Source organism: Flavobacterium sp. TS_SC_5 (assembly GCF_056156265.1).
Genome location: NZ_CM149588.1, coordinates 2,994,599 through 3,019,510, shown reverse-complemented (window position 1 = coordinate 3,019,510; position 24,912 = coordinate 2,994,599). Strand labels below are relative to the sequence as shown.

Annotated in this window: 21 protein-coding genes and 1 pseudogene; 10 read left to right on the top strand and 12 right to left on the bottom strand. The window is 33.0% G+C overall.

Annotation, left to right across the window (positions count from 1 at the left end; all coding sequences use genetic code 11):
- Positions 1 to 83: 83 nt before the first annotated feature.
- The 4 genes and pseudogenes from AC0J6S_RS13010 (at position 84) to AC0J6S_RS12995 (ending at position 5,162) form a co-directional block, all read left to right on the top strand.
- Positions 84 to 611, top strand: a complete 528-nt coding sequence (locus AC0J6S_RS13010; protein WP_474954202.1) for a DUF6155 family protein — start codon at positions 84 to 86, stop codon at positions 609 to 611.
- 106 nt (positions 612 to 717) lie between these two features.
- The gene (locus tag AC0J6S_RS13005; protein ID WP_474954201.1) at positions 718 to 2,262 is read left to right on the top strand and encodes a DEAD/DEAH box helicase; all 1,545 of its coding nucleotides are present in this window, start codon (positions 718 to 720) and stop codon (positions 2,260 to 2,262) included.
- A gap of 191 nt (positions 2,263 to 2,453) precedes the next feature.
- On the top strand, positions 2,454 to 3,791 hold the full coding sequence (locus tag AC0J6S_RS13000; protein WP_474954200.1) for a DEAD/DEAH box helicase: 1,338 nt from the start codon (positions 2,454 to 2,456) through the stop codon (positions 3,789 to 3,791).
- Between the two features lie 97 nt (positions 3,792 to 3,888).
- Positions 3,889 to 5,162: pseudogene (locus AC0J6S_RS12995) on the top strand (NAD(P)/FAD-dependent oxidoreductase).
- A 19-nt stretch (positions 5,163 to 5,181) separates the two neighbouring features.
- On the opposite strand, the gene AC0J6S_RS12990 reads toward AC0J6S_RS12995, so the two are convergent.
- Complete coding sequence (locus tag AC0J6S_RS12990; protein WP_474956366.1) at positions 5,182 to 6,411, bottom strand: multidrug effflux MFS transporter; 1,230 nt, start codon at positions 6,409 to 6,411, stop codon at positions 5,182 to 5,184.
- Between the two features lie 132 nt (positions 6,412 to 6,543).
- Positions 6,544 to 7,278, bottom strand: a complete 735-nt coding sequence (locus AC0J6S_RS12985) for an NUDIX hydrolase (protein WP_474954199.1) — start codon at positions 7,276 to 7,278, stop codon at positions 6,544 to 6,546.
- Positions 7,279 to 7,744: 466 nt separating this feature from the next.
- Between AC0J6S_RS12985 and AC0J6S_RS12980 the strand changes: the two genes are divergently transcribed.
- Genes AC0J6S_RS12980 through fucP form a run of 4 tightly spaced genes read left to right on the top strand, consistent with a single transcriptional unit; the run spans position 7,745 to position 12,359 of the window.
- Positions 7,745 to 9,127: a carbohydrate porin gene (locus AC0J6S_RS12980; protein WP_474954198.1), complete on the top strand. Its 1,383-nt coding sequence runs from the start codon at positions 7,745 to 7,747 to the stop codon at positions 9,125 to 9,127.
- Positions 9,128 to 9,152: 25 nt separating this feature from the next.
- Positions 9,153 to 10,007, top strand: coding sequence for a sugar phosphate isomerase/epimerase family protein (locus tag AC0J6S_RS12975; RefSeq protein WP_474954197.1), 855 nt, complete (start codon positions 9,153 to 9,155; stop codon positions 10,005 to 10,007).
- A 55-nt stretch (positions 10,008 to 10,062) separates the two neighbouring features.
- Positions 10,063 to 11,001 (top strand): carbohydrate kinase family protein, encoded by a 939-nt coding sequence (locus AC0J6S_RS12970; protein ID WP_474954196.1) that lies wholly within the window; start codon positions 10,063 to 10,065, stop codon positions 10,999 to 11,001.
- A 20-nt stretch (positions 11,002 to 11,021) separates the two neighbouring features.
- Complete coding sequence (fucP, locus tag AC0J6S_RS12965; protein WP_474954195.1) at positions 11,022 to 12,359, top strand: L-fucose:H+ symporter permease; 1,338 nt, start codon at positions 11,022 to 11,024, stop codon at positions 12,357 to 12,359.
- Between the two features lie 244 nt (positions 12,360 to 12,603).
- Here fucP and AC0J6S_RS12960 read toward each other — a convergent pair whose 3' ends face one another.
- A complete protein-coding gene (locus AC0J6S_RS12960) occupies positions 12,604 to 13,110 on the bottom strand; it encodes a DUF2911 domain-containing protein (protein ID WP_474954194.1) in 507 nt (168 codons plus the stop codon).
- Positions 13,111 to 13,294: 184 nt separating this feature from the next.
- Here AC0J6S_RS12960 and AC0J6S_RS12955 point away from each other — a divergent pair, with 184 nt between their 5' ends.
- On the top strand, positions 13,295 to 15,211 hold the full coding sequence (locus tag AC0J6S_RS12955) for a DUF294 nucleotidyltransferase-like domain-containing protein (RefSeq protein WP_474954193.1): 1,917 nt from the start codon (positions 13,295 to 13,297) through the stop codon (positions 15,209 to 15,211).
- A gap of 2 nt (positions 15,212 to 15,213) precedes the next feature.
- Complete coding sequence (locus AC0J6S_RS12950; RefSeq protein ID WP_474954192.1) at positions 15,214 to 15,810, top strand: 3'-5' exonuclease; 597 nt, start codon at positions 15,214 to 15,216, stop codon at positions 15,808 to 15,810.
- 8 nt (positions 15,811 to 15,818) lie between these two features.
- Here AC0J6S_RS12950 and AC0J6S_RS12945 read toward each other — a convergent pair whose 3' ends face one another.
- The 9 genes from AC0J6S_RS12945 to acs form a co-directional block, all read right to left on the bottom strand.
- Positions 15,819 to 16,310, bottom strand: a complete 492-nt coding sequence (locus tag AC0J6S_RS12945) for a 4'-phosphopantetheinyl transferase family protein (protein WP_474954191.1) — start codon at positions 16,308 to 16,310, stop codon at positions 15,819 to 15,821.
- A gap of 26 nt (positions 16,311 to 16,336) precedes the next feature.
- Positions 16,337 to 16,597, bottom strand: a complete 261-nt coding sequence (locus AC0J6S_RS12940; protein ID WP_474954190.1) for an acyl carrier protein — start codon at positions 16,595 to 16,597, stop codon at positions 16,337 to 16,339.
- A 54-nt stretch (positions 16,598 to 16,651) separates the two neighbouring features.
- Positions 16,652 to 17,923 (bottom strand): beta-ketoacyl-[acyl-carrier-protein] synthase family protein, encoded by a 1,272-nt coding sequence (locus AC0J6S_RS12935; protein ID WP_474954189.1) that lies wholly within the window; start codon positions 17,921 to 17,923, stop codon positions 16,652 to 16,654.
- 33 nt (positions 17,924 to 17,956) lie between these two features.
- Positions 17,957 to 18,430, bottom strand: coding sequence for a 3-hydroxyacyl-ACP dehydratase FabZ family protein (locus AC0J6S_RS12930; RefSeq protein WP_474954188.1), 474 nt, complete (start codon positions 18,428 to 18,430; stop codon positions 17,957 to 17,959).
- Between the two features lie 31 nt (positions 18,431 to 18,461).
- Positions 18,462 to 19,514, bottom strand: coding sequence for a type III polyketide synthase (locus AC0J6S_RS12925; protein WP_474956365.1), 1,053 nt, complete (start codon positions 19,512 to 19,514; stop codon positions 18,462 to 18,464).
- Positions 19,511 to 20,221, bottom strand: a complete 711-nt coding sequence (locus tag AC0J6S_RS12920; protein ID WP_474954187.1) for a methyltransferase domain-containing protein — start codon at positions 20,219 to 20,221, stop codon at positions 19,511 to 19,513. Before AC0J6S_RS12920 ends, AC0J6S_RS12925 begins: the two co-directional genes overlap by 4 nt.
- Entirely contained in the window at positions 20,222 to 21,349 is a 1,128-nt protein-coding gene (locus tag AC0J6S_RS12915; protein WP_474954186.1) for an NAD(P)/FAD-dependent oxidoreductase, read from the bottom strand. It abuts the gene before it with no gap.
- 94 nt (positions 21,350 to 21,443) lie between these two features.
- The gene (locus AC0J6S_RS12910; RefSeq protein ID WP_474954185.1) at positions 21,444 to 22,715 is read right to left on the bottom strand and encodes a mechanosensitive ion channel family protein; all 1,272 of its coding nucleotides are present in this window, start codon (positions 22,713 to 22,715) and stop codon (positions 21,444 to 21,446) included.
- A gap of 258 nt (positions 22,716 to 22,973) precedes the next feature.
- Entirely contained in the window at positions 22,974 to 24,881 is a 1,908-nt protein-coding gene (acs, locus tag AC0J6S_RS12905; protein ID WP_474954184.1) for an acetate--CoA ligase, read from the bottom strand.
- Positions 24,882 to 24,912: the final 31 nt, after the last annotated feature.

Sequence of the window (24,912 nt, the reverse complement as noted above, 5' to 3'; positions counted from 1 at the left end):
ATGTGCCAAAATTAAGTATTAAGTTTGATTTTTAGCGCATTGATTCCTAAAGTAAATTACTTTTGTATTCTTAAACTTTGATAATGAGCAAACGCGATTTAAAAAAATACGTAGCTGAATTGAATAAAGAGCAACTCGAAGAGCAAATTCTAGAATTGTATGAGAAATTCAGTCCTGTAAAAGTCTATTATAATTTTGTTTTCAATCCAAAAGAAGAAACGCTTTTGCAGGAATGTAAACTCAAAATTTCAAATGAATATTTTCCTTTCAAAAAGGCGGGTAGACGCAGCAAACCTAAAATGCGACGCTCTGTTGCTCAAAAATATATCAAGCATTTCCTTCTTTTGGGAGTAGATCCCTTTGTAATTGCTGATGTCATGCTGTACAATATTGAAATTGCGCAAACATTCTCATCCGAACATGATATAAAACAAGATTTGTTTTTCAAAAGTATGTTCAATTCTTTTGAACAAGCAGTAATTTTCTTGATTTCAAACGGAATTCTGAATGACTTTAAACCAAGAATAACTGCGATTCATGATGAAACTATCAAACAAAAATGGTACAACGAACCTGAATTTAATGCTATTATAGAGCGATTTGAATATTAATATCCTGCATAAATGAATTTTATTTAATCAATCCTATTTTTTTTAATTAAAATTGACAACTAAACTGTTTTTTAGGTGTATTTTTGCAAAAATCCAACAATAAGCAATGTCCCAAAACACTTTAGAAATAGAAATCGAAGACAAAAAAGAACTTTATGCGTATCAGCAAGGCGATATTGACGCCATATTTGAGCGTATAGATAATGCACCTCCACAGCATCATTTGTTATACCAATTGCCGACAGGCGGTGGAAAAACAGTAGTTTTTTCTGAAATCGTACGACGTTATTTATCTCAACACGATAAAAAAGTAGTTGTTTTAACACATCGAATAGAGCTATGTAAGCAAACTTCAAAAATGTTGAAAGGTTTTGATGTGAAAAATAAAATCATTAATAGTAAAGTAAAAGAGCTTCCAGACCAAAACGATTACTCTTGTTTTGTGGCTATGGTCGAAACTTTGAAAAACCGTATTAATGATGAAAAACTACATTTGGATAATGTAGGATTGGTAATCATCGATGAGGCACATTACAATTCATTCCGAAAATTATTAAGCTCTTTCAAAAATGCCTTTATATTAGGAGTAACAGCTACGCCTTTAAGTTCCAATATTAAATTGCCAATGCACGAAAGCTACGACGAATTAATCGTAGGAGACACTATTAGTTCGTTGATTGAAAATGGATTTTTGGCAAAAGCAGTAACGTACAGCTATGATGTTGGTTTGACTTCTCTAAAAGTAGGAATCAACGGAGATTACACCGTGAAATCGTCGGATGATTTATACACGAATATGGCGATGCAGGAAAAATTATTGCATGCCTATACTGAGAAATCTTTGGGCAAGAAAACCTTAATTTTCAACAATGGAATCAATACATCTTTATATGTATATGAAACATTTAGAGAAGCTGGTTATGCCATTCGACATCTAGATAATACCAGTAATAACGAGGAAAGAAAAGATATTTTACATTGGTTCAAGCATACGCCGGATGCGATACTAACATCAGTTGGAATTCTTACCACAGGTTTTGATGAACCAACCGTAGAAACAATTATTTTAAATAGAGCAACAAAATCGCTGACATTATATTATCAAATGATTGGTCGTGGTTCCCGAAAACTACCTAATAAAGATACATTCAACGTTATCGATTTAGGAAACAATGCAGCCCGATTTGGATTGTGGAGCGAGCCGGTAAACTGGCAGCACATCTTTAAATCACCAGAATTTTATCTTGAAAATTTACGAGATGATACGGAAATCGAATTGTATTTTAAATACAGCATGCCGCCCGAAATCCGTGCAAAATTCAGTAAAACCGAAGTAGTAGCTTTTGATGTCGATGAAGAGCACAAACTCATTATCAAACAAAATTTGCGCTCTAAAGAAGTTTTGGAAAAATCATTGGAGCAACACGCTGCCATGTGTGTAGACAATTCGGATACATTACAAGAAGCAAAAGCATTAGGAAAACTGTTAGATGATGATATTGATTGTCGCATCAAGCGCTATTCAAAATGTTTAAGTCAGTGTAGTAAAAATTACCGAGAGTGGCTTGTTGATGATTACAAATTAAAACTGATATTGTTAACCGGGAAAAAATATCGTGAGAAAATTATGAACGAACCGGATGAAGATTAAAATTTCTTTTTTAAGGAGCTAGTCCCGCTATTCGTTGCAAATAAAATTTACTGAACTCCGACTAAAGTAAAAGTAGTGTGAAGTAATCTTTTCCTTTTTAACGAAAAAAGGAAGAGCAGTTCCACTGCTATCGGGGCTAAAAATTACGTTTACAAAACAACTATTTTTTATAAAATATAAAATCCAAAAAAATGCCAAAACAATTCTCTGATTTAGGAATTTCAGCACCACTAGTAAAAGCAATCACCGAATTAAAAATTGTTGTACCCACAGAAATTCAACAAAAAACAATTCCGTTACTTTTATCAAACACTACGGATTTCGTTGGTCTTGCTAAAACAGGTACAGGAAAAACGGCTGCTTTTGGATTGCCTATTTTACAATCAATAGATACTAATTTACCGGTTGTACAAGCTGTCATTTTAGTTCCAACACGTGAATTAGGACATCAGATTTTTTCTAATTTAGAGAGTTTTGCAAAATATTTACCTGAAGTTTCTATTGCGGCAACTTGTGGTGGAATTCCAATAAAACCACAAATAGAGCGACTTTCATTGCCAACACATATTGTTGTGGCAACTCCAGGACGTCTGATCGATTTAATTCAGCGAAAAGCCATCAACTTAAAAGAAACTAAATTTCTTGTGCTCGATGAAGCCGATGAAATGGTGACTATTTTAAAGGAAAGCTTAGACGAAATCATCGCTGAGTTACCTGTGGCGCATAAGACTTTTTTGTTTTCGGCAACTATGCCTGGAACAATCAAACAGTTAATCCAGAATTATTTGAACAAAAATGTGGTACAAGTTAGTGCCGACATGGAAACGATAGGAAATCAAGGAATTGACCATGAGTATATTGTGGTGGATCCTATTGAAAAACTGGATGTTTTGATGCATTTCCTAAATTCAAAAGAAGGAGAACGCGGAATTATCTTTTGCAAAACAAAAGCAGCTGTCAATAAATTAGCTAAAAACTTAGCCATAAACCGGTTTTCTTCAGGTGCATTGCATGGAAGTTTATCGCAAGGAATTAGAGATAGAATCATGGAGCAATTTCGTGAAGGACATATCAATATATTAGTTGCTACCGATTTAGCCGCAAGAGGAATTGACGTAAAGGAAATTTCTTACGTAGTCAATTATCATTTGCCAGATGTATATGAAGCATACGTACATCGTAGTGGTAGAACGGCAAGAGCAGGAGCAAAGGGCCTTTCATTAACGGTGTTACAACCTGAAGAAGTTGCTGAAATTGCGGATTTCGAAAAAGAATTAGGAATAAAATTTACTCAGTTCAAAAAACCAACTGTAGCCAATATCGAAGAAAATAACACATTGTTATGGGCAAAGCAAATTTTTAAGACAAAACCCAATCATGATGTTGCTCCCGAATTAAAAGAAAAAATAAAAACTGTTTTTCATCATTTGACTAAAGATGAATTAATTGAAAAATTACTGGCTAATTATATATTGCAAAATAAAAATGAACCAACAGAAAAACCGGTTAAAAGACAAAAAATAAAGTAAAATTTATAAGTTTTTTAATACTTGTATATTTAATCACATCCATAAATAGCGTATATTTATGGATGTTTTTTTTTGATTGAATATTAAATAATACTTTATGGAAATTGTAATAATAGGTGGAGGATTTGCGGGAATTAATCTTGCTAAAGAACTAGTAAACGAAAAAGGTATCAACGTAACGCTCGTAGATAAAAACAATTATAATTTCTTTGCTCCGCTTATATATCAGGTTGCAACGGCTTTTTTAGAACCGTCCAGTATCAGTTATCCATTTCGAAAATTTTTCTCAGGGAAAAAAAACCTACAATTCCGTCTTGGAAATTTATTAAAAGTAAATCCTTCAGAAAATAAAATCATTCTCAATAATGGAGAATTAAAATACGATTACCTTGTTTTTGCCACTGGTGCTGAGACTAATTATTTTGGAATGGAAAACGTAAAGAAAAATGCCATTCCAATGAAAACGTTGAATGACGCCATCGTGATGCGAAATACATTGTTGAAGAATTTAGAAAAAGCAGCTATTTGCAAAGACATTCGCGAACGCAGAAAATTATTGACTATTGTTGTGGCTGGCGGCGGTCCAACAGGAGTGGAAGTTTCGGGAATGTTTGCTGAAATGCGTAAAAATATTTTGCTAAAGGAATATCCAGAATTAAGCACTACAGCTAGCAATATTTATCTGGTTGACGGTGCAAATGCAGTTTTATCACCTATGAGTAAAGCATCGCAGGAAGACACACTGGATGCATTGACAAAATTGGGTGTTGTAGTAAAATTAAATACTACTGTGGTGGATTATATTGATGACACCGTGTATTTTGGAAATGGCGAAACCATTCAAACCAAGAACTTAATTTGGCCGCAGGAGTTTCTGCAAAAATATTCGAAGGAATTCCAGCTGAGAGTTATGGTCGCGGAAAACGAATGGCTACTGATGCCTTCAACAAAGTGAATGGTACCGAAAATATCTATGCGATAGGGGATACTTGTATTCAGCTTACTGATACCGATTTTCCCAATGGTCATCCGCAAGTGGCTCAAGTAGCGATTCAACAAGGGATAAATTTGGCTAATAATTTTAAAAGAATGAGTCAAAAAAAGCTGTTAAAACCCTTTAAATATAAAGATAAAGGATCTATGGCAATTATTGGAAAAAACAAGGCTGTAGTTGATTTACCTAAACCAAAAATGCATTTCAAAGGATTTTTTGCCTGGATAATATGGTTGTTTATTCACCTCATTTCGTTGATAACCTATCGCAACAGGGTGAAAACATTCTTCAACTGGATGATTGCTTATTTCGCAAAAGATCAATCTTTACGTATGATTATCAGACCCGATAAAAAAATAAAGGCAGAAGTAAAATAATATTGAATCGAATCTATATTTAATGAACTATTACAATTTCTTCATCATCGGAAGTTGTGATAGTTTTTTTTATGTTTCGTTTTCCTAAAATTAGAATTATCAGTGCTAGTATTGTAGAAACGGTCATAATCCAAACCATTGGCAACATAGAATTTTTTACAAAAACACCCACCGCAAAAGATGCTAAAGCACCTAAGCCTAACTGAATAGCACCCATTAATGCAGAGGCACTTCCCGCATTTCTTGCAAAAGGAGCAAGGGTAAGTCCCGCAGTATTGGGATTTGAGATGCCTAAACACGCCAGAAATAAAAACAACATTGCAATGGTTTCATATAAACCTAAAAGATCATTCATTGCCAAAATCAGAAATAAAACACTAATTCCTGCCTGTGATACTAATGCACCTAGAATCATTTGTTCACTGTTGAACTTTCTTAATAACAATGAATTTAATTGGCTGGCACTTATAAAACTCAAGGACATAAAAGCAAATATCCATCCATAGGTTTTACCATTTACTTCAAAAATATCCATAAATAAAATAGGAGAAGCCGCAACATAAGTAAACAATCCTGAGAAAGCAATCGCACCAGCAAAAGCGTACGTATAAAATTGAGGTTCTTTCAGAATGCTAATAAAGTTGCTGATAATAGGTTTTGGTTTTAAAGAAATAGAAGTATCAGGCAAATAACTGTTTGGTAAAACGATTTGGGCTGCAATTAGAATTACAATTCCCATACACATCAAAATAAAAAATACGGTATGCCAACCATAGTATTCGGTCACGTAACCACCAATAGTTGGTGCAAGCATTGGCGAAAGCCCGACAACTAACATTAATAAAGAAAATACTTTTGGAATATCTTTTACTGGAAACAAATCCCGAACCATAGAAACAGAAGCTACTGTAGCAGCACAACTTCCCACAGCCTGAATGAAACGTAATCCAATAAAAGTATCAATATCAGTTACAAAAACGCAACCTAAAGAAGCTAATATGTAGACTAATAATCCTATGAATAATGGTTTTTTTCGACCAAAACGATCTAATAAAGGTCCGTAAAGTAATTGTCCTGCAGAAATTCCAATAAAATAACTGGATAAAGTCATCGAAACATTTGCAACCGAAGTATTCAGATCTTTAGCAATCCCAGCAAAACCAGGCAAATACATGTCTATTGAGAAAGGACCTAAAGCTGTTAATGAGCCTAAAATCAGGATCAATTTGATATATCTTGTTTTTGTCATTTCGGAATCGCTCATGAAAATTGGGATTTTTTAATTTTTTGCAAAGGTAAATAATTAACATCCGAATCGAGACACTTTCCTGTTTTATATAACAAATTGAAATCAATCAATCTTTTAAAAAAAAACAGCAATTTAAATATTGATTAAATAAGATTCCTTATAAATTTTTTGATACACATCCTTGCTGAACATAAAGAGTTGGGATGGTCTTTTTGAAACACCTACTTGTTTTTCATCCAAGGCAATAATATACTTTTTCGTCAGTAGTTTTCTTCTAAAATTTCGATTATCCATTTCATTTCCTAAAATAGATTGATAAGTGTCTTGTAATTCATTGAAAGTGAATTTATCAGGCAAAAGTTCAAAAATAATAGGTTTGTAGAGTGCTTTTTCTTTTAAGTCAGCATAGGCTTCATTGATAATATCTTTGTGATCAAATCCCAATTCCGGTAAATCATTCACAGGAAACCACTGTGCTTCATATTTGTTATTTTCTAAATTTACTTCTTGAGTTTTCAATAAAAAATAATACGCAATTGTTATGGTACGTTGGTTGAAATTTTCATTTTGGGCCCAAATAATATCTTTTTCATTCATCAAACGATTTGGATCTCCAAAAACTTTAAACTGTTTTTTATAAACATCATCAAGCCCTGTTAACTCCTTCAAAACTCTGGTTGCAGTTTCATCTATGGTTTCCTGCTCAAAAGTATGGTAGCCCGTAAGAACATAATCGTTAACCAACGGCTCGTGATTTTCCTTAGATTCTAAGTAGCGTTTTATCAATAATACGTTAAGTGATTTGGTAGTGCCGTCAAAACCAAAAACGACGCAGTCTACAGATATATTTGGAATTATTTTAGACATAATAAAGAGTGAGAATATAAATAATTTTTCAAAGAGGCAATGTTACACAACATCTTTTCCTACTACAAAACTAATGATTTATTTATAATTAAATATTTTCTAAAATATGAATTACTTTTGTAATTAAACGTCACTATTACGTTATATATATTTTATAACAAATTAATTCATATTTATTAAAAAAGCACATTATTATGCTAATATTTGCCATATATAGATAATTTTTAAGTTTTTTTTATTGCTAATTAAAAAAAAATAATACATTTGAAAAATAATAATCAAAATGACGTTTAATATTAAAAAGCTTTTATAATATTGTAAAACCAAATTTTTGACCTGAAACAGATTCAAGTATTTGATATATTAAGAGCATAAAAAAATAAAATTTAAGTATATAATAGTTACCGTTCATAAAATTTAAAACCACCAAAAACTTATTTGAGCCATTTTTTAAAATAAAACTTCTATGCAAAAAGCACTTTTTATATTCTTATTTTCAATACTGTTCATGCCAATTTATTCACAGGTGGTTATAACTAATTCGAATTTTTCATTAGGAACAACGGGTCGAATCGGGGTTGGGCTTTCGCCAAATGGTGAAGGAAACATGTGGAAACCTTTGAATCTTTCCGGTCAAGGATCATTAGGCGGACGTTTAGAACAAACGGACTATATCGATATATTACCTGCACTACACTTTTCTCCAAAAATTGACGGTAAAGACAGCACAAACGTAACGTTCCAAATGCGTTTGGGAATGTATTCAGCCAATGGTCAGTTTGTGGGAAATGTAAGTTCCCGTTCTAATTATGGGTTGACTTTTATTCTTCCCGAAGCTTATATTGAAGCCAGAAATATCATGGGAAGTAAATGGTCTGCATGGGCTGGGTCTCGTTTTCGTCGCTATGATGACATTCATATCAGTGATTACTTTTATTTTGATGATCATTCCGCGCAAGGTTTTGGCGTAAGCCATAAAAACACAGAACTAACCATGCTAATGCCAGCTTCTGCTGATTCAACAAATGTGTATGCTTATAATTATGAAGTTACCGTTGCCGGCGCAACAAATCCTGCTATTCGCCAACGCATGGTTTGGATTGGGGAACATAGTTTTCATTTGAAAAATGATAATGTCATCAAACTTTTGGGGGAGTTTCATTATGTTGCTGACAACTCAAAAAATGCTTCTAAAAACTATCCATCGGATAACGGCTGGGTCGCTGGAATTAAATACAATAATCCATTCAAAACTGCTTTACCGGGTTCGTTCAATCAGCTTTCGGTACGATATGGTTCCGGTATTGCAAATGGGGGCGATAACGGAAACACTTTTACTTGGGCAACTTACGGAGCGCCAGATTCTGAAGGAAAATATACAAATGCGTATTCCTTTACCATGGTGGAGCATTTTCTGCTAAACCTCTCGCAAAAATTCAGTATCAACGGATATGGCGTTTTCACAAAAAGCAAAGGTGGTTCTGCCAATACGAATACGGACGAGTATTTCAATGGTAATCAATTATATAATCAAAAAACGGATTTCGTAGTTGGTTTCAGAAGCTTTTTTTATGTAACGAAGTGGTTGCACTTGATTGAAGAAGTGCATTATGCCGTACGAAAAGATGGTGATAATCCAGAAGCCAATATGTGGAAATTTTCTTTTGTTCCTACCATTGTGCCCTTAGGAAAAAAAGACCCTTGGAGCCGTCCACACATCAGACTTATAGCCACGTTAGCACACCACAACGATTACGCCAGTAATAATAACTATTCGCCTTTTTTACAAGTGAACCAAAAACGTTGGGGCTCTTTTATTGGAGTAAAAACGGAATGGTGGTTATTTTAAGAAATAAATTTAAAATTATATAGATATGCCAATTTTTGGAACAACAATTTTATCATTTATCCCCGGATGGACTGCTGAAGGATGCCGTTTTGCAATAGAAAAGACCGCTGAATATGGTTTTGATATGCTTGAAATTATCCTACCAAGTTCATTAGATTTCGATGCTAAAACAACAAAAAAACTACTTGACGACAACCGTATTACCGGTCGTTGCACATTGAATTTACCCGCAAACTGTCACATTCCTTTATATCCTGAACAAGCAACTTCGCTTATAAAATCAGCTCTTGACAAAGTAGCCGAAATGGAAGGTGATTTTTTAGGAGGGGTTTTGCATTCCGCAATTGGAACGTTTACCGGAAATCCTTGTACCAAAGAAGAAAGGATAATAATTCAGCAAGTATTTACGGAAGTTGCTGATTATGCCAACAAAAGAAATATCACTATTGCTCCCGAACCTATTAATCGGTATGAAAGTTACGTTTTTACTGCTGCAGATGAAGTATTGGATATGATTGAATCTATCGGAAAACCTAATATAGGATTGCACCTGGATACTTTTCACATGAATATTGAAGAGCGAAATTTCTATGATCCCATTATTCGTGCAGGAAACAGATTAAAACATATACATATAACGGAAAGTGATCGCGGTATGACCGGCGAAGGAAACGTTCATTGGGATGATTTTTTCAAAGCTTTGGCAGCCATTAACTATCAAGGTCCGCTAGTTTTGGAGAATTTTTCTTCAGAAATTACAGCATTAGTTGGACCAACTTCCTTGTGGAGACCTTCTAAATACAACTCAGAAGATCTCGCCAAAGGCAGTCTTGCTTTTATGAAGAAAATGGTAGACAAATGGTATACCAATCAACTATAAATAAACCTAAAAAAAAGTAATTGTTCAATGCTTTTTTACAATAAAAATCAAAAAAATGAAAAAGAAATTAAACGGTGTTTGTTTTGGAGAAATCCTTTTTGATGTATTTCTCGAGCACAAAAAAATTGGTGGAGCTCCGCTAAATGTGGCTTCAAGATTAAATTCGCTAGGAGGGGAGGTTTCCGTTATCAGTGGAGTAAGCAACGATTTAAACGGAAAAGAATTAATAGAATATTTGAATGTTTCAGGAATTAACACTGATGCTGTTCAAGTAAAGGATAATTATCCAACGGGTTTAGTCAATGTTATTTTGAATGAAAAAGGAAATGCTTCGTATGATATCAATTATCCTTCGGCGTGGGACAAAATTGAAATTTCAAATGAGAATATTTCTATTGTTGAAAAAGCAGACTTTTTTGTTTATGGAAGTTTATCTTCAAGAGATTTAGTTTCCAGAAAAACATTGGAACAACTTTTAGCGGTAGCAAAATATAAAATATTTGATGTGAATTTAAGAGTGCCACATTACACCAAGAAAAATGTTTTGGATTTATTGCATGCAGCTGATTTTATTAAGTTTAACGATGATGAGTTAAATGAAATTTGCGAAGATTTAAATTCAAATAAAAGGTCATTGGAGCAAAATATAAAATTCATTGCAAAGGAAACCAATACCGATACTGTTTGTGTTACTCTTGGATCTCATGGTGCGGTATTGTATTGCAATGATACTTTTTATCATAATTGTGGATTCAAAGTAAATGTTGTTGATACTGTAGGTTCCGGGGATTCATTTTTGGCTTCGTTAATTATAATGTTAATGAATGGAGAGGACCCACAATACGCCATTAATTTTGCCAGTGCTGTTGGGGCGATTGTTGCCCAAAATGAAGGCGCAAACCCAGTAATTTCATCCTCGGAAATCGATGATTTCTTATCTGGATTTGATAAAATAGAAACGAAAATCAAGGAATCAGCAACTATTTATAACTAACCAATTAAACCAACCCAACAATGAATCAATTCAAAAAAATCCCTGTAGTCAGTAAGGAATTCGCTTTTCAATTTATCATCATAACCATATTATTTGCGCTATGGGGAATTGCCAATGATTTAACAACTCCGATGGTTTCTACTTTCAAAAAAGTGATGCCGGAACTATCGAATACACAAGCATCATTAGTACAATTTGCATTTTATTTTGGCTATTTCTTTATGGCATTGCCAGCTGCATTATTCATTAGAAAATACAGCTATAAATCTGGAATAATATTAGGACTTATTTTATACGCAACGGGTGCTTTTTTATTCTATCCGGCGGCACATTACCAAAGTTATACATTTTTCCTTGTTTCACTATGGGTGATCACTTGTGGATTAGCATTTCTGGAAACTACTTCAAACCCTTTGATTTTATTCCTTGGAAATAAAGAAACCGCAACACAACGTTTGAATTTAGCGCAGGCATTTAACCCAATTGGAGCGATAACTGGACTAGTGATGGCGCAGTTTTTAGTTATTAAAGAAATAAAATCAGATGACTATACACAAGAAGCGTATAAAGCTTTAACCTCAAGTGAGTTGGCCAGTATTCGTGAAAATGATTTAGATATTATTAGTATCCCGTACATTGGATTAGGAATTTTTGTCTTAGTAATTTTAATCATTATTATTTTAACAAAAATGCCTAAAACGGCACAAGAAGATAAAATGTCAGTAACGGAATCATTTAAAAAGTTATTTGCCAATAAAAATTACAAACACGGCGTAATTGCGCAAGCTTTTTATGTTGGTGCGCAAATTATGTGTTGGACCTTTATTTTTCAATATGTAGACAACATCAACAAAACATTTGGATTAGAATTAACAGCCACATATTACAACATAGCGGCCATGATTTTATTTTTAATGGGCCGATGGATTGGAACTGGTTTAATGAAAACCATAAATCCTTCAAAAATATTAATGTTATTTGGTATTGGAGGAGTTATTTGCGCAGCTGGAGCGATTGTATTACAAGGAATGCCTGGATTAATTTCGCTAGTTTGTATTTCTATTTTCATGTCCGTTATGTTTCCAACAATTTATGGAATAGCACTAAAAGATATGGGAGATGAAGCAAAAATTGGGTCTGCAGGTTTAGTTATGGCAATCGTTGGTGGCGCATTGATGCCGGTTATGCAAGGAAGTATTTTGGATTTAGGCGGTTCTGGTTTTGCTGATATTAAATTATTTGGCTTTATTCCAGAAGTTAATTTTTCTTTTATTTTGCCATTGATATGTTTGGCTGTAGTTGCGTATTATGGGTATAGTACGTTTAAAACATCCAAAAAAATTGTAGTTACAGTTTAAATTTAAAAAAGAAAAGACACGAATAATGTATGCTAATTGTTCGTGTCTTTATGTTTTATATAGATACATCAAAGATAATAGTTTATTGAAAGTACATTATAAAGTTATAATATTACAACACATCTAAATGAACTATAATTTATATTATGTAAAATAGATTTTGTAAAAAACCAGTATATGTACCATAAAAAAACAGCATCTACTATTACAGATGCTGTTTATGAAATTATAAAAATCTATCAACTTACTTTACTGAAAATGGTATCATCCAATTATCCCAATTCAACGAAACCGTATCTTTTTCGATAACGTAAACTAATTTTTCAGTTTTCGATTTAGCTACTTCTTGCTTAACCGTAACTCTTAATTGATCTTCATTTTCTTTATATTTATAAGCTCCCCATTGTTTGGCTTCTTTATTGAAAATTATTGTACATTCTTTGTCATTTGGTATTATGAAGAAAGAATATTTACCAGCTGGCAATTTAGCACCTTCTATCATAACCTCTTTATCAGTTTCAAAAGTTGTAGCATCATTGGCTCCAGCACGCCAAACTTGATTAAATGGAACTAATTTTCCCCAAATCTCTCTGCCTTTTACCGAAGGACTTCCGTAGTTAATGGTGATTGTGGCTCCATTAATTTTACCAGTTACAACTTCCTTTGTTGATGTGGGTTTATCCTGCGCATTAATAAAATTCACAATCAATAATGCAATAAGAGAAAAATGTATTTTTCTAAGTAATTTCATAATTTAAATGTATTGGTTAAGGTATAAAAGTAAAAAAAGTTGACATAATTCATCATATTGCTCTTTTAATTTATGAAAAAATTAAGTAATGTATAATTTAACTATTTTGCCTTATTATTGGTAGTGTTATGATTTTTAAATTTGTTATTTTTACAGAAATATAGATTATTTATTTTGTTACACTATGAATACAATCGCTCAACATATTGCTGATTTTTTGAAGGAATATCCGCCATTTAACCACTTGACATTTGAAGAGTTATCTGAAATAGCAATGAGCATTCGCGTTGTTAATTTGGAAAAACAAAAAATACTATTTCAAATCAATGATCTATTGCATGATAGCTTTTATGTAGTAGCTTCGGGAGTGATTAATTTATCTGTTATAGCTGATGCTGAGGAAACATTATTAAATAAATGTAACGAAGGAGATATTTTTGGTTTACGCCCGTTTTTTGCCAAAAACAATTATATGATGACCGCTAAAGCGAGAGAAGAAACTATTGTTTACGCTATTCCTATAGCTACTTTTCGCCCTTTTGTAGCCAATAATTCTGATGTTTTAAATTTCTTACTGGAAAGTTTTGCCGTAAACACTCGAAATCCAAAAGACAAAGAGAATTTAATTGGAAAATTGATTTCTGATAATGTATTTTATTCGGATCAGCAATCGGAAATGCAATATTTTCAATCATTATCCTATAATACTTCCCCTTTAAGAACAATGGGAACAGCAATTGTAAAAGACGTTGCGCAATTAATGACCGAATCATTAAAAAATAATATCATAGTATGCGATAATAATATTCCTTTGGGGATCATTACCGATTCTGATATGCGCTCGAAAATTGCAACTGGTAGATATCCGGTAACGGTTTCAGTAGATAAAATCATGTCCTCTCCAGTGATCACAGTAGTTGAAAATGTTTCTCTAGCGGAAGCTCAATTATTGATGTTAAAGCACAATGTGACGCATTTGTGTGTAACTCATGATGGAACTGATAAATCTGAAGTGAAAGGAATTATAACAGAACACGATTTAATAGTAGCTCAAGCCAATAATCCAGGGGTTTTGATCAAAGAAATAAAACGTTGCCAATCACCAAAAGAACTAAAACAAATTCGGGAACGCCTAACCGATTTGATTCAGACTTCAATTTCTAAAAATATTCCACTTTCACACATTTTCAATATTGCCAGCGAGATTAACTTGGCTATCATTAAACGCTCCGTTGAATTATCTATTTTGGATTTAGGCTCACCTCCTGCCCGTTTTGCGTGGTTAAGTATAGGAAGTCAAGGAAGAAAAGAACAATTACTGTTAACGGATCAGGACAGCATCTTAATTTTTGAAGATGTTGCTGCTGAAAAATATCGTGAAGTAAAAGATTATTTCCTTAGACTTGGAAAAAAGACAACTGCAACACTAGAAAAAATAGGTTATGAGTTATGTCCAAATGGACATATGGGGAGCAATATGCTTTGGTGTAAGTCATTGACTGATTGGACGAAACAATATGATAGCTGGATGAATACTCCAGGTGAAAATAGTAATGATTTAAGTAGTATTTTCTTTGATTACGAAATTACTTTTGGCGAACAAAAAATTGAAGATGCCATTGGAAATGTTGTTTTTAAAAATGCTAAAAACAATACTCTATTCTTTGACTTCCTAGGAAATGATGCTTTAAGAAAAAATTCACCATTGACTTTTTTCAAAAATTTCGTTGTGGAAGAAGAAGGTCTAAACAAAGATAAATTTGACATAAAAACACGTGCCTTGATGCCTCTGATTGATGGGGCGCGTTTGTTTATTTTAAATTTTGATATCCGAGGAATCAATAACACTTTTCAAAGATTCAAACAATTATCCATTACGGATCCAAAACATGCTGAAATTTATCTAAATTGTGCGGAAGCATTTTTAATTTTATCCAAATTTAGAACTCTCGAAGGTTTAAAGAATGATAATTCCGGTCAATTTATAAATTTGAATGAACTTTCAAAAATTGATAGAGAAAAATTGAAAAATTCCTTGGCTCCAATGAAGGAATTGGAAGAATTAATCAAAAATAAATTTCAACTTACTCAATTTTCATAATTATGTTAGACTGGTTAAAAAATATTAATAAAGAATATCCAGAATTTTGGAAAACCTATGCTTCTAAATTTGATAAAAAATCGACTCGATTTGTTGTTTTCTCCACTGAAACTTCCGGGTTAAATCCTGATAAAGATGTCATTTTGTCTATTGGATCATTTGCGGTTACTAATGATAGTATTGCTATTGGAGATAGTTTTGAAGCAGTTTTATTACAATATAAATTCTTTCATGATAACGGTCTTTCTAATGAATTTTTAGTAGAAAGTAAAATGAAAAAATTGGGGGAGCCTGATGCTATAAAATCCTTTGTTGAATTTATCGGAAACTCTATTTTGGTAGGACACCATATAGATTTTGATGTTGAAATGATTAATGCAGCCCTGGAACGATTAGATTGCGGTCGTTTGAAAAACGAAGCTCTGGATGTTGATGTTATGCACAGGAAACTAAATGATATTAATGACAAACAATTTTCATTGGATGAACTTTGTGCAATTTATAACATTCCTAAAAGCGAACGAAATTCATCAGCTGAAGATGCTTATAAAACGGCTTTATTGTTTTTGAAATTGAAATCCAGATTGGGTATAAAGTAATATTTTCTTTAATCCATCAGCGTTATTCCTTTCCAAAATCTTCCGTGATGAGTTATGGAAACTGGTTTTTTTATTTTTGAAGTAGAATCAATTATAAAAGGTATTCCGTTATTTTTATAGATTTCATCGGAAGAACTAATATTTTCAATCCTGTCGAAATGTTTTTTTTCTGCAACGGCAATTGTATAGATTGAATCGTTTTCAATTTTACTTTGAGTGAAATATATTTTCTTTTTTATGGAAACGGTTCCCAAAGTTGCGTTTTCGAAAGAACAGTCCAGTTGTAAAGGAAAAAAACCTCGAATACTAGTTTCACGATTGTAGATTTTATAAGCTGCTTCCTTTCGGGACCATAAATTCCAAACCATGATTTCTGGATTCACAGCATTCAAAATCAATTGTTGCTCGTTTTTAGTAAATATTTTATCTAAAAATCGGTCTCGTTTCCAATTGCTTTCTTTTCTGGCTAAAGCCAAATCTACTATGTCGTTTCCAATCATTTTTTTACTGACTTTTTACTGCTAATTCACGAATTTTTTTCTGATAATTTATTCTCGATAATTTCCATTGCTGCTTTTACATTAATCATGCGTTCCATAGCCTCATTATCAATTACAATATCATATTTCTCTTCGATATCTAAAATCACATCTACTAAATTAGCAGAATTGATTTTCAAATCATTTATAAAATCAGTATCTTCTGTAAGCACATCAAAAGCTTCTTGATTTTGAATATACGGCTTTATTATGTTCTTTAATTCTTCAATTGTTTGTTCTTTATTCATAATTTTTTACTTTTTGTTAATGTATTGAATTCTAAATTACCGACGAATTTGTGACTAAATATATTTCTTAAAAATTACGCATCCATTTACATCTCCAAAACCAAAACTGGCTTTTGCTATTATATTTAATTTTTTTTCAATTAGTTGTTGTGGTATTCTAGAATCATCAATTATTGCTGTAATTTCAGGATGTAAATCGGTACAATTAATATTCGGAAAAATAAATCCGTTATGCAATTGCAGTACCGAAGCCACACTTTCTATACTTCCCGCTCCGGACAAACAATGACCTACCATTGATTTCAAAGAGTTTATGTATGGGAAATCTTTTCCTTTTCTGCCCAAAGCTTCACTCCAATTCTGAATTTCTAAACTGTCTTTAGAAGTGGCTGTCAAATGTCCGTTGATTGCGTCAATTTCATTGGCTGAAATTCCAGCGTTTGCAATGGCATTAATTATACATTTCTGCACAGCAATAGGATTTGGTGCAGTCATCGTTCCTAAACCGCGTTGTCCACCAGAATTTACATTACCGCCCAAAACTTCTGCATAGATTGTAGCACCTCTGTTCAATGCACTTTCTAAATCTTCTAAAACCAAAGCTCCTGCTCCACTTCCGGGAACAAATCCTGAAGCATTTGCAGACATTGGCCTTGAGCCCTGTTCCGGATTTTCATTATGCTTAAAAGTACAGACTTTCATAGCATCAAAGCCACCCCAAATATAAGGCCCTGAATCGCTGGTGCTTCCTGCCAAAATGCGTTTGGCCTGACCAAATTTTATCCTTTCATACGCCATTAAAATACTCTCCGTTCCTGTTGTACAAGCCGAAGAATTAGTAGACACTTGATTTCCTAATCCTAATTTCCCTCCCAGATAAGCGCTCACGCCGCTGTTCATCGTTTGAGCTACGGCAGTACTGCCCAATCTTCGCGTTTGAAAATCATCTATTTTATAAATGCTTTCCCGAAATTTATCAATTCCTGATGTTCCTGTTCCAAAAATAGTTCCGCTATTCCAATCCGGCTCTTCTTTTATTTCCAAAGATAATCCTGCATCTTTCCAAGCGTCAATTCCGGCAATCACTCCATATAAAATTCCCGTAGAATTGAAGTTTCGTAACTCTAACTCAGAAAAATACTTTAAAGCTAATTCAGTAGAAATGGCTGGTTTTCCAGCTATTTGACATGAAAACTGCAATCGTTCCAACTCAGCGTCGTGCTTAATCCCCGAAATTCCATTTTTGATGGCATGTGTAAACCCATCAAGTCCTACTCCATTTGGAGCAACAACACCAAGACCCGTTATTACTACTCTTTTTTCCATATAAAATTTAATTTCAATGACATTTTCGACAGATTATTTTAATCCAATTTCGGCTCCCTCTCCTTTGGAGAGGGCTGGGGAGAGGATCATTCCGGCAATTGTTCCTGTACAAACTTCTTCTCCATTTTCGTTTTTCATAATGACTTTACATTTTAATTTTCCGAATCTAAAGTATACTTTTTTTGAAATTACGGTCACCTTTTCTTTAGGAAAAACAGGTTTTATAAACTCTATTTCTGTTGACGTTAAGGCGATTGAAGTATTTTTATTAAATGTATCATTTAATAAAAAAATCCCTAAACAAACCAATCCAATTTGCGCCATAGTTTCTGTTAAAATCACTCCTGGAGTTACTGGATAATCTTTAAAATGTCCTTTGTAAAAATTAAGATTTTCATCAAAAGTATAGTTTCCTTCTACCCCATTTTCATTGATTTGAAGAATTTCGTCTACAAACAAAAACGGCTTAGAATACGGTAATTTTGATACTATTTCTTGGTTAGTCATATTTTTTCAATTCCCATTTGGAGTTAGGGGGCTAAAACTGCAATAAAACGCGTTGGGCTGAAAAACCCGGACCAAAACTCAACATTAATCCTTTTTCTCCTTTTTTAGGCTGATCGTCCATTATTCGCTCTAAAACATATAAAACCGTTGCGCTTGACATATTTCCATACAAACGCAAAACTTCTTTAGTATCGTCTATATTTTTACCTAAACTAGAAAACAAACTTTCAACAGTTTGGACAATTTTCTTTCCTCCTGGATGAAATATCAAATGATCAATATCTTCTATTTTTAAATTATTTTTTTCTAAAAATGGATGTATAATATCCGGGAAATGCGAAGCAATCGTTTCTGGCACTTCAATGTCCAATACCATTTGCAAACCAGAATTCGTGAGTTTAAAACCCATCATGTGAATATTATCATAGAAATGATACATCTCCTCCGCTACAATTTCCGGTCCCTCATCATCTTCATGTGAAGAAAGTAAAACGCAAGCTGCTCCATCGCCAAAAATTGCAGCACTTACTATATTTGCCATCGAAAAATCATCTAATTGAAAGGTTGCCGTTGGGCTTTCTACTGCAATTACAGCAGCACGTTTTCCGGGATTAGCCTGCAAAAAGTTTTTAGCATAAATTATCCCCGAAATCCCGGCGGCACAACCCATTTCAGTAACGGGAAGCCGAACGATATCCTGACGCAATTTTAACTTGTTAATAAGATAAGCATCTAATGACGGAATCATAATTCCAGTGCAACTTACTGTGATTATATAATCTAAATGTTCAGGGTTCCAACTTGCTTTTTCTAACGCTTTTTCCAATACTTTTTCGCCTAAATCAATCACTTCACGAACGTAAATATCGTTTCTTTCTTCAAATGAAGTTTTGGTAAACACTTCAATTGGATCCATAATGGAATACCTTTTATCAACAGCTGCTGCTTCAAAAATTTTCTTTACTTTTCTAATGAAACGCTCATCTTGTCCAACGAGCCAAGCATCCAAAAAAGGAATAATTTCATCCGTATTTCTGGAATATTTGGGTAACTTTTTGGTAACGGTTTTGATTTTTACACTCATATTTTTGAAATTATCCATTGGTAACGAAAAGCCCATTTCCAATGAATTTTATAGTTTTTAAAATTTAATTTTTTCGAGAACTCTGTCAATTCTTCTTTTTTAAAACCTCTTAAAATTGAAGTTAATCCATCTTCTCTTGACATATCATTCAATTGAAACACAAAACATAATGCTTGAAATAAACGATAGGCAATTATACTTCGATGCAAATCATTGATTACAATTCCGATGGATGCATTATTATAAAAAACTTTCAATAACTGCATGATTTCATCGTCTTTAAAATGATGTAATGTCAAAGTACATAAAACAATATCATACTTTAAATTATTGAAGGATTCATTAAAAATATCTTCACAACGATAACTAATATTAGCGTATTTATCTGATAATTTTCGTGCATGCGAAATTGTAAAATTGTTGGCATCGATACCTATCAACTGAAATTTTAGATCGTTTTTAAGTCCAAAATCAGCTAAAGTCCTTAACATATCGCCGTTGCCACAACCTACGTCCACAATAACAATTTCCCTTTTTTTAGAATCCTGAATCAGTTCTTGTACTCCTTTTAAAGTTAACTGATTTCCTCCTAAAAGTTGATTAATTTTAGCAATTTTGTCCAAAGCATCACGCAAAATTTCACCTTCCATGGCAAAATCATCCATAATTTCTGGTTTATCAGTTCTATATTTAGTATTTATCGCCATTTATAAGTCAAGAATGATTGATTTTCCGTGCGTCTTTTTAATAATTTTAGGCAGTAAAAACGGAAATATAATTAATAAACGCATCAATACGGCCGAAAGTTTCGGTTTTTGCAAAATACTGGATAAAAAGCGGCCAGTTTTAAGTCTTTTTTTGAAATTTAAATTCCATTCGTTAATGTATTTTTCTTCTAATTCACTTCTGGATTTGATTTCTTCCGAATAATATTTATGAACTAATTCTGAAACAATTTTGGCACTATGAATTGCCATTGCCATTCCGTTGCCGCATAAAGGATGAATTAGTCCTGCGGTATCGCCAATCATTAAAATATGATTTTCAACGGCTTGTTTTTTTTCGAAAGATATTTGGCTTATGGTTAACGGTTTTTCAAAAAGCAAATTACTTTTTCCGAAAATTACATTTAAATGAGGGTTTTCAGAAACGATACTGTTCTGATATTCTTCTATATTTTTGAACTGTTTGAAAGTTTTGTAATCGGCTAAATAGCAGATGTTAATTTTATCATTTTCGACTTTAGAAACACCACAATATCCACCTTTGAAATTGTGAAGACCAACTAAATCATTTGGAAAATCTCCCGAATAATGTGCTTTGACCGCTAACCAATATGATTTTTTAGCTATAAAATCCCGATTCATTTTTTGGTCTACATTAGAACGTTTGCCAAAAGCGCCAATAACTATTTCTGATTTTAAAATGCTATTATTAGTAGTAACTATAAATTGATTGTCTTTAAATAGTATATTTTCAACATTGTCTTGAATAATTTTGCATCCGTTTTCAAGAGCTTTTTTATACAAATATTTATCTAAAGCAAAACGACTGATGCCAAAACCTCCAAGTGGAAGGACACTTTTAATCATTTTCCCGCTTGCAGTTGAAAACTCAAGTTTTGTAATGTGTGTAGGTTTTAAATCGCTTATTTTTAAATCCAACCAATTGAGATACGGTTCAACCTCATTAGATATATATTCGCCACAAACTTTATGTTTTGGATAACTATTTTTTTCGATAACCGTTACTTGAAGTCCAATTTTGGACAAATGAATCGCCGCAGTCAATCCTGCTAAACCACCACCAATAATTAAAACTTCTTTATTTTTCATATAGAAGTAAATTTATGGATTTGTTCGAGAAAGCAACTATATTATTTCATATAAAACTTACATAATTATTTGATATTGAATAATTCCTAAATTATCAGTTAATATTTCTAAAGTCTTTTCCTGTGGGTTCTTCAAAAACCTCCAGTTCAAACTCCGAAGTAATGGTAAATAGATGATCAAAGATATCGGATATAATATTTTCATACTTTAGCCATTCTTTTTCTGCGCTAAAGCAATAAATTTCTAATGGTAGTCCCTTTGAAGTAGATTCTAGCTGGCGCACCATTATAGTCATGTCTTTATTAATATCAGGATGGGCAGTAATATATTTTTCAGCATAGATTCTAAAAACACCTATATTGGTAAATCTTCGAAGGTTTACAGAATCTATTTCATTGTCAATTATTTTAGAATTAAATTTTTGAACATCATCTCCTTTTTTAGTGATATAATCTTGAATTAGTTTATATTTTTTGAATTGGGAGAGCATTTTCTCATCACAAAACTGAAAACTGCTAACCTTTAAATAAATCGCTCGTTTTATTCGTCTCCCGCCAGAGTCACTCATACCACGCCAGTTCTTAAAAGAATCCGTTATAAATGCATATGTGGGTATTGTAGTAATTGTTTTATCCCAATTCTGAATTTTTACAGTATTTAAATTGATTGACATCACATCACCGTCCGCATCATATTTTGGCATCGAAATCCAGTCTCCTACTCGGACCATATCATAGACGGACATTTGAATACTGGCCACAAACCCCAAAATGGTGTCTTTGAAAATTAAAAGCAAAATAGCGGTCATGGCTCCCATTGCGCCTAGAAAATAGAAAGGACTTTTTCCTAAAACTAAAGATAAAACCAGAATTCCTCCAATAAAATAGACTACAATTTTAAGCACTTGAATGTAGCTGGTAATAGGTTTGTCTTTTAAAATTATGACCTTGGATAGAATTTCATCAAAGACTGATAGTACGGTGATACCTAAATTAATTAATACTAAAATTATAAAGATATTGGATAGAAGTATTACAAAATCAGTTAACGTTGGGAAATCTGCAAAAATAGAAGGAGAAATTAAAACAACGATGAAAGCAGGTATCAAGTATGCCATTTTTTCAAAAACTCTTTTTTCTATGAAAACATCATCCCAAATTACTTCTGTTTTTAATAAAAATTTATGTAAAAAACGAACAATAACTATTTTCGTAAAATACCAAGATAAAAAGCATAGTATAGCTAGCACCAAGATTAGTGTCAAAAGTTTTAAATATAAGGCTGGGACTGGTTCTAAACCAAAATCGTCAATAAACAATTTGTCTAACCAGAGTGCGATGTTGTATTTTTTTTCGATTTGAATCATAGGTACTTTAACTTTAAATGTAAATATAGGTTTCCTATTTTAAGTAGTCAAAAACAACGGCTGCATTGGGTTTACATTAACATTTTATATTTTTATCTGTATTAGTTTTCATATCTTCAAATTGTATTAGAATCTTGATATATGGGTTTTTAGAACTAAAAACCCTTTCAAAATTTGATTATTTGAAAGGGTTTTATATTAAAAATGCGATCTTTATAAAAGGTTGTTCTAAATTATTTTTTTATTTAAAATGCTATGTTACAACTTTCCTTCTTTTATTTCCTCTACAATCTCAGGATTTAAAAGAGTTGATATATCACCAAAGTTCGAATAGTCTCCTTCTGCAATCTTTCGCAGAATTCGTCTCATGATTTTTCCGGAGCGGGTTTTAGGTAAACCAGAAACAAACTGAATTTTATCTAATTTTGCTATTGGCCCAATATGATCCGAAATGTGTTGATTAATTTCTTTGATAAGGTTTTCTTTATTTCTGGTTTCTCCAGTTTCTTTAAGAATAACAAAACCATATAGAGCATTTCCTTTGATATCGTGTGGGAAACCTACGATTGCAGATTCAGCCACAGCCGGATGCTCATTAATCGCATCTTCGATAGGAGCTGTTCCCAGGTTATGCCCTGAAACAATTACCACATCGTCTACACGACCTGTAATTCTATAATACCCTACTTCATCACGTAAAGCTCCGTCTCCCGTGAAATATTTACCAGGAAAAGCAGAGAAATACGTGTCTTTATAGCGTTGGTGATCGCCCCAAATGGTTCTGGCAATTCCCGGCCAAGGAAATTTAATACATAAACTTCCAGTGACCTGATTCCCTTCAATTTCGTTGCGCTTTTCATCCATCAAAACGGGTTGGATTCCCGGTAATGGTAATGAAGCGTATGTTGGTTTTGTTGGGGTTACAAAAGCAATTGGCGAAATCATAATTCCTCCTGTTTCTGTTTGCCACCAAGTATCTACAACAGGGCATCTTTTATCGCCCACGTGGTCATTATACCAGTGCCAAGCTTCTTCATTAATAGGTTCACCTACTGATCCAATTACTTTAAGCGACTTCAATGGATATTTTTGCACAAATTTTATATTTTCTTTTGCTAAAGCACGAATAGCAGTTGGTGCCGTGTAAAACTGTGTCACTTTATGTTTTTCGATTACTTCCCAAAAACGACTAAAGTCAGGATAAGAAGGAACTCCTTCAAAAATTACTGTCGTTGCACCGTTCAATAATGGTCCATAAAGAATATACGAATGTCCAGTAATCCAACCGATATCGGCAGTACACCAAAAAACATCATTTTCTTCATAATTGAAAACATTCTTAAAAGTATAAGCGGTGTACACCATGTAACCAGCCGTAGTGTGAACCATTCCTTTTGGTTTACCAGTTGAACCGGAAGTGTAAAGTATAAATAAAGGATCCTCAGCATCCATGATTTCAGCAACATTATTATCTGAAGCTTGATCTAAAAGTGGCTGCAACCATTGGTCACGACCTTCTTTCATTGTAATATCAGAATGAATTCTTTTGGCTACTAAAACTTTTTCTACACAAGAACATTTTTCTAATGCTTCATCAATTATTCCTTTTAAGTCAATCGTTTTATTTCCACGAAAACCACCATCTGAGGTGATAACCATTTTACACTCACTATCATTTATACGACTTGCTACTGCTGTGGATGAAAATCCTGCAAAAACAACAGAATGGATGGCTCCAATTCTGGCACAAGCCAACACTGAAACGGCTAATTCTGGAATCATTGGTAAATAAATACAAACTCTATCTCCTTTTTTTATTCCTTGTTCACGCAAAACATTTGCCATTTTACAGACGCGTTGGTGCAATTCATTATAAGTAATATGTAGTGCAGTTTCTGTTGGATCATTTGGTTCAAAAATAATTGCTGTTTTTTCTCCTCTTTTAGCAAGATGTCTGTCAATACAATTTTTTACAATATTGACTTTTGCTTCCGTAAACCATTTGATATCGGCATCAGCCATATTAAACTCAACAACTTTATCCCATTGTTGGTACCAAGTGAAATTTTCTTCTGCAATTTTACCCCAAAATTTTCTAGGTTCACGAACTGATTTATTGTAATGTTTAAAATATTGTTCTAGATTTTCAATTTTGTAGTAGCTCATGTTATAATTTTTTATAAAAGTATTAAATCTC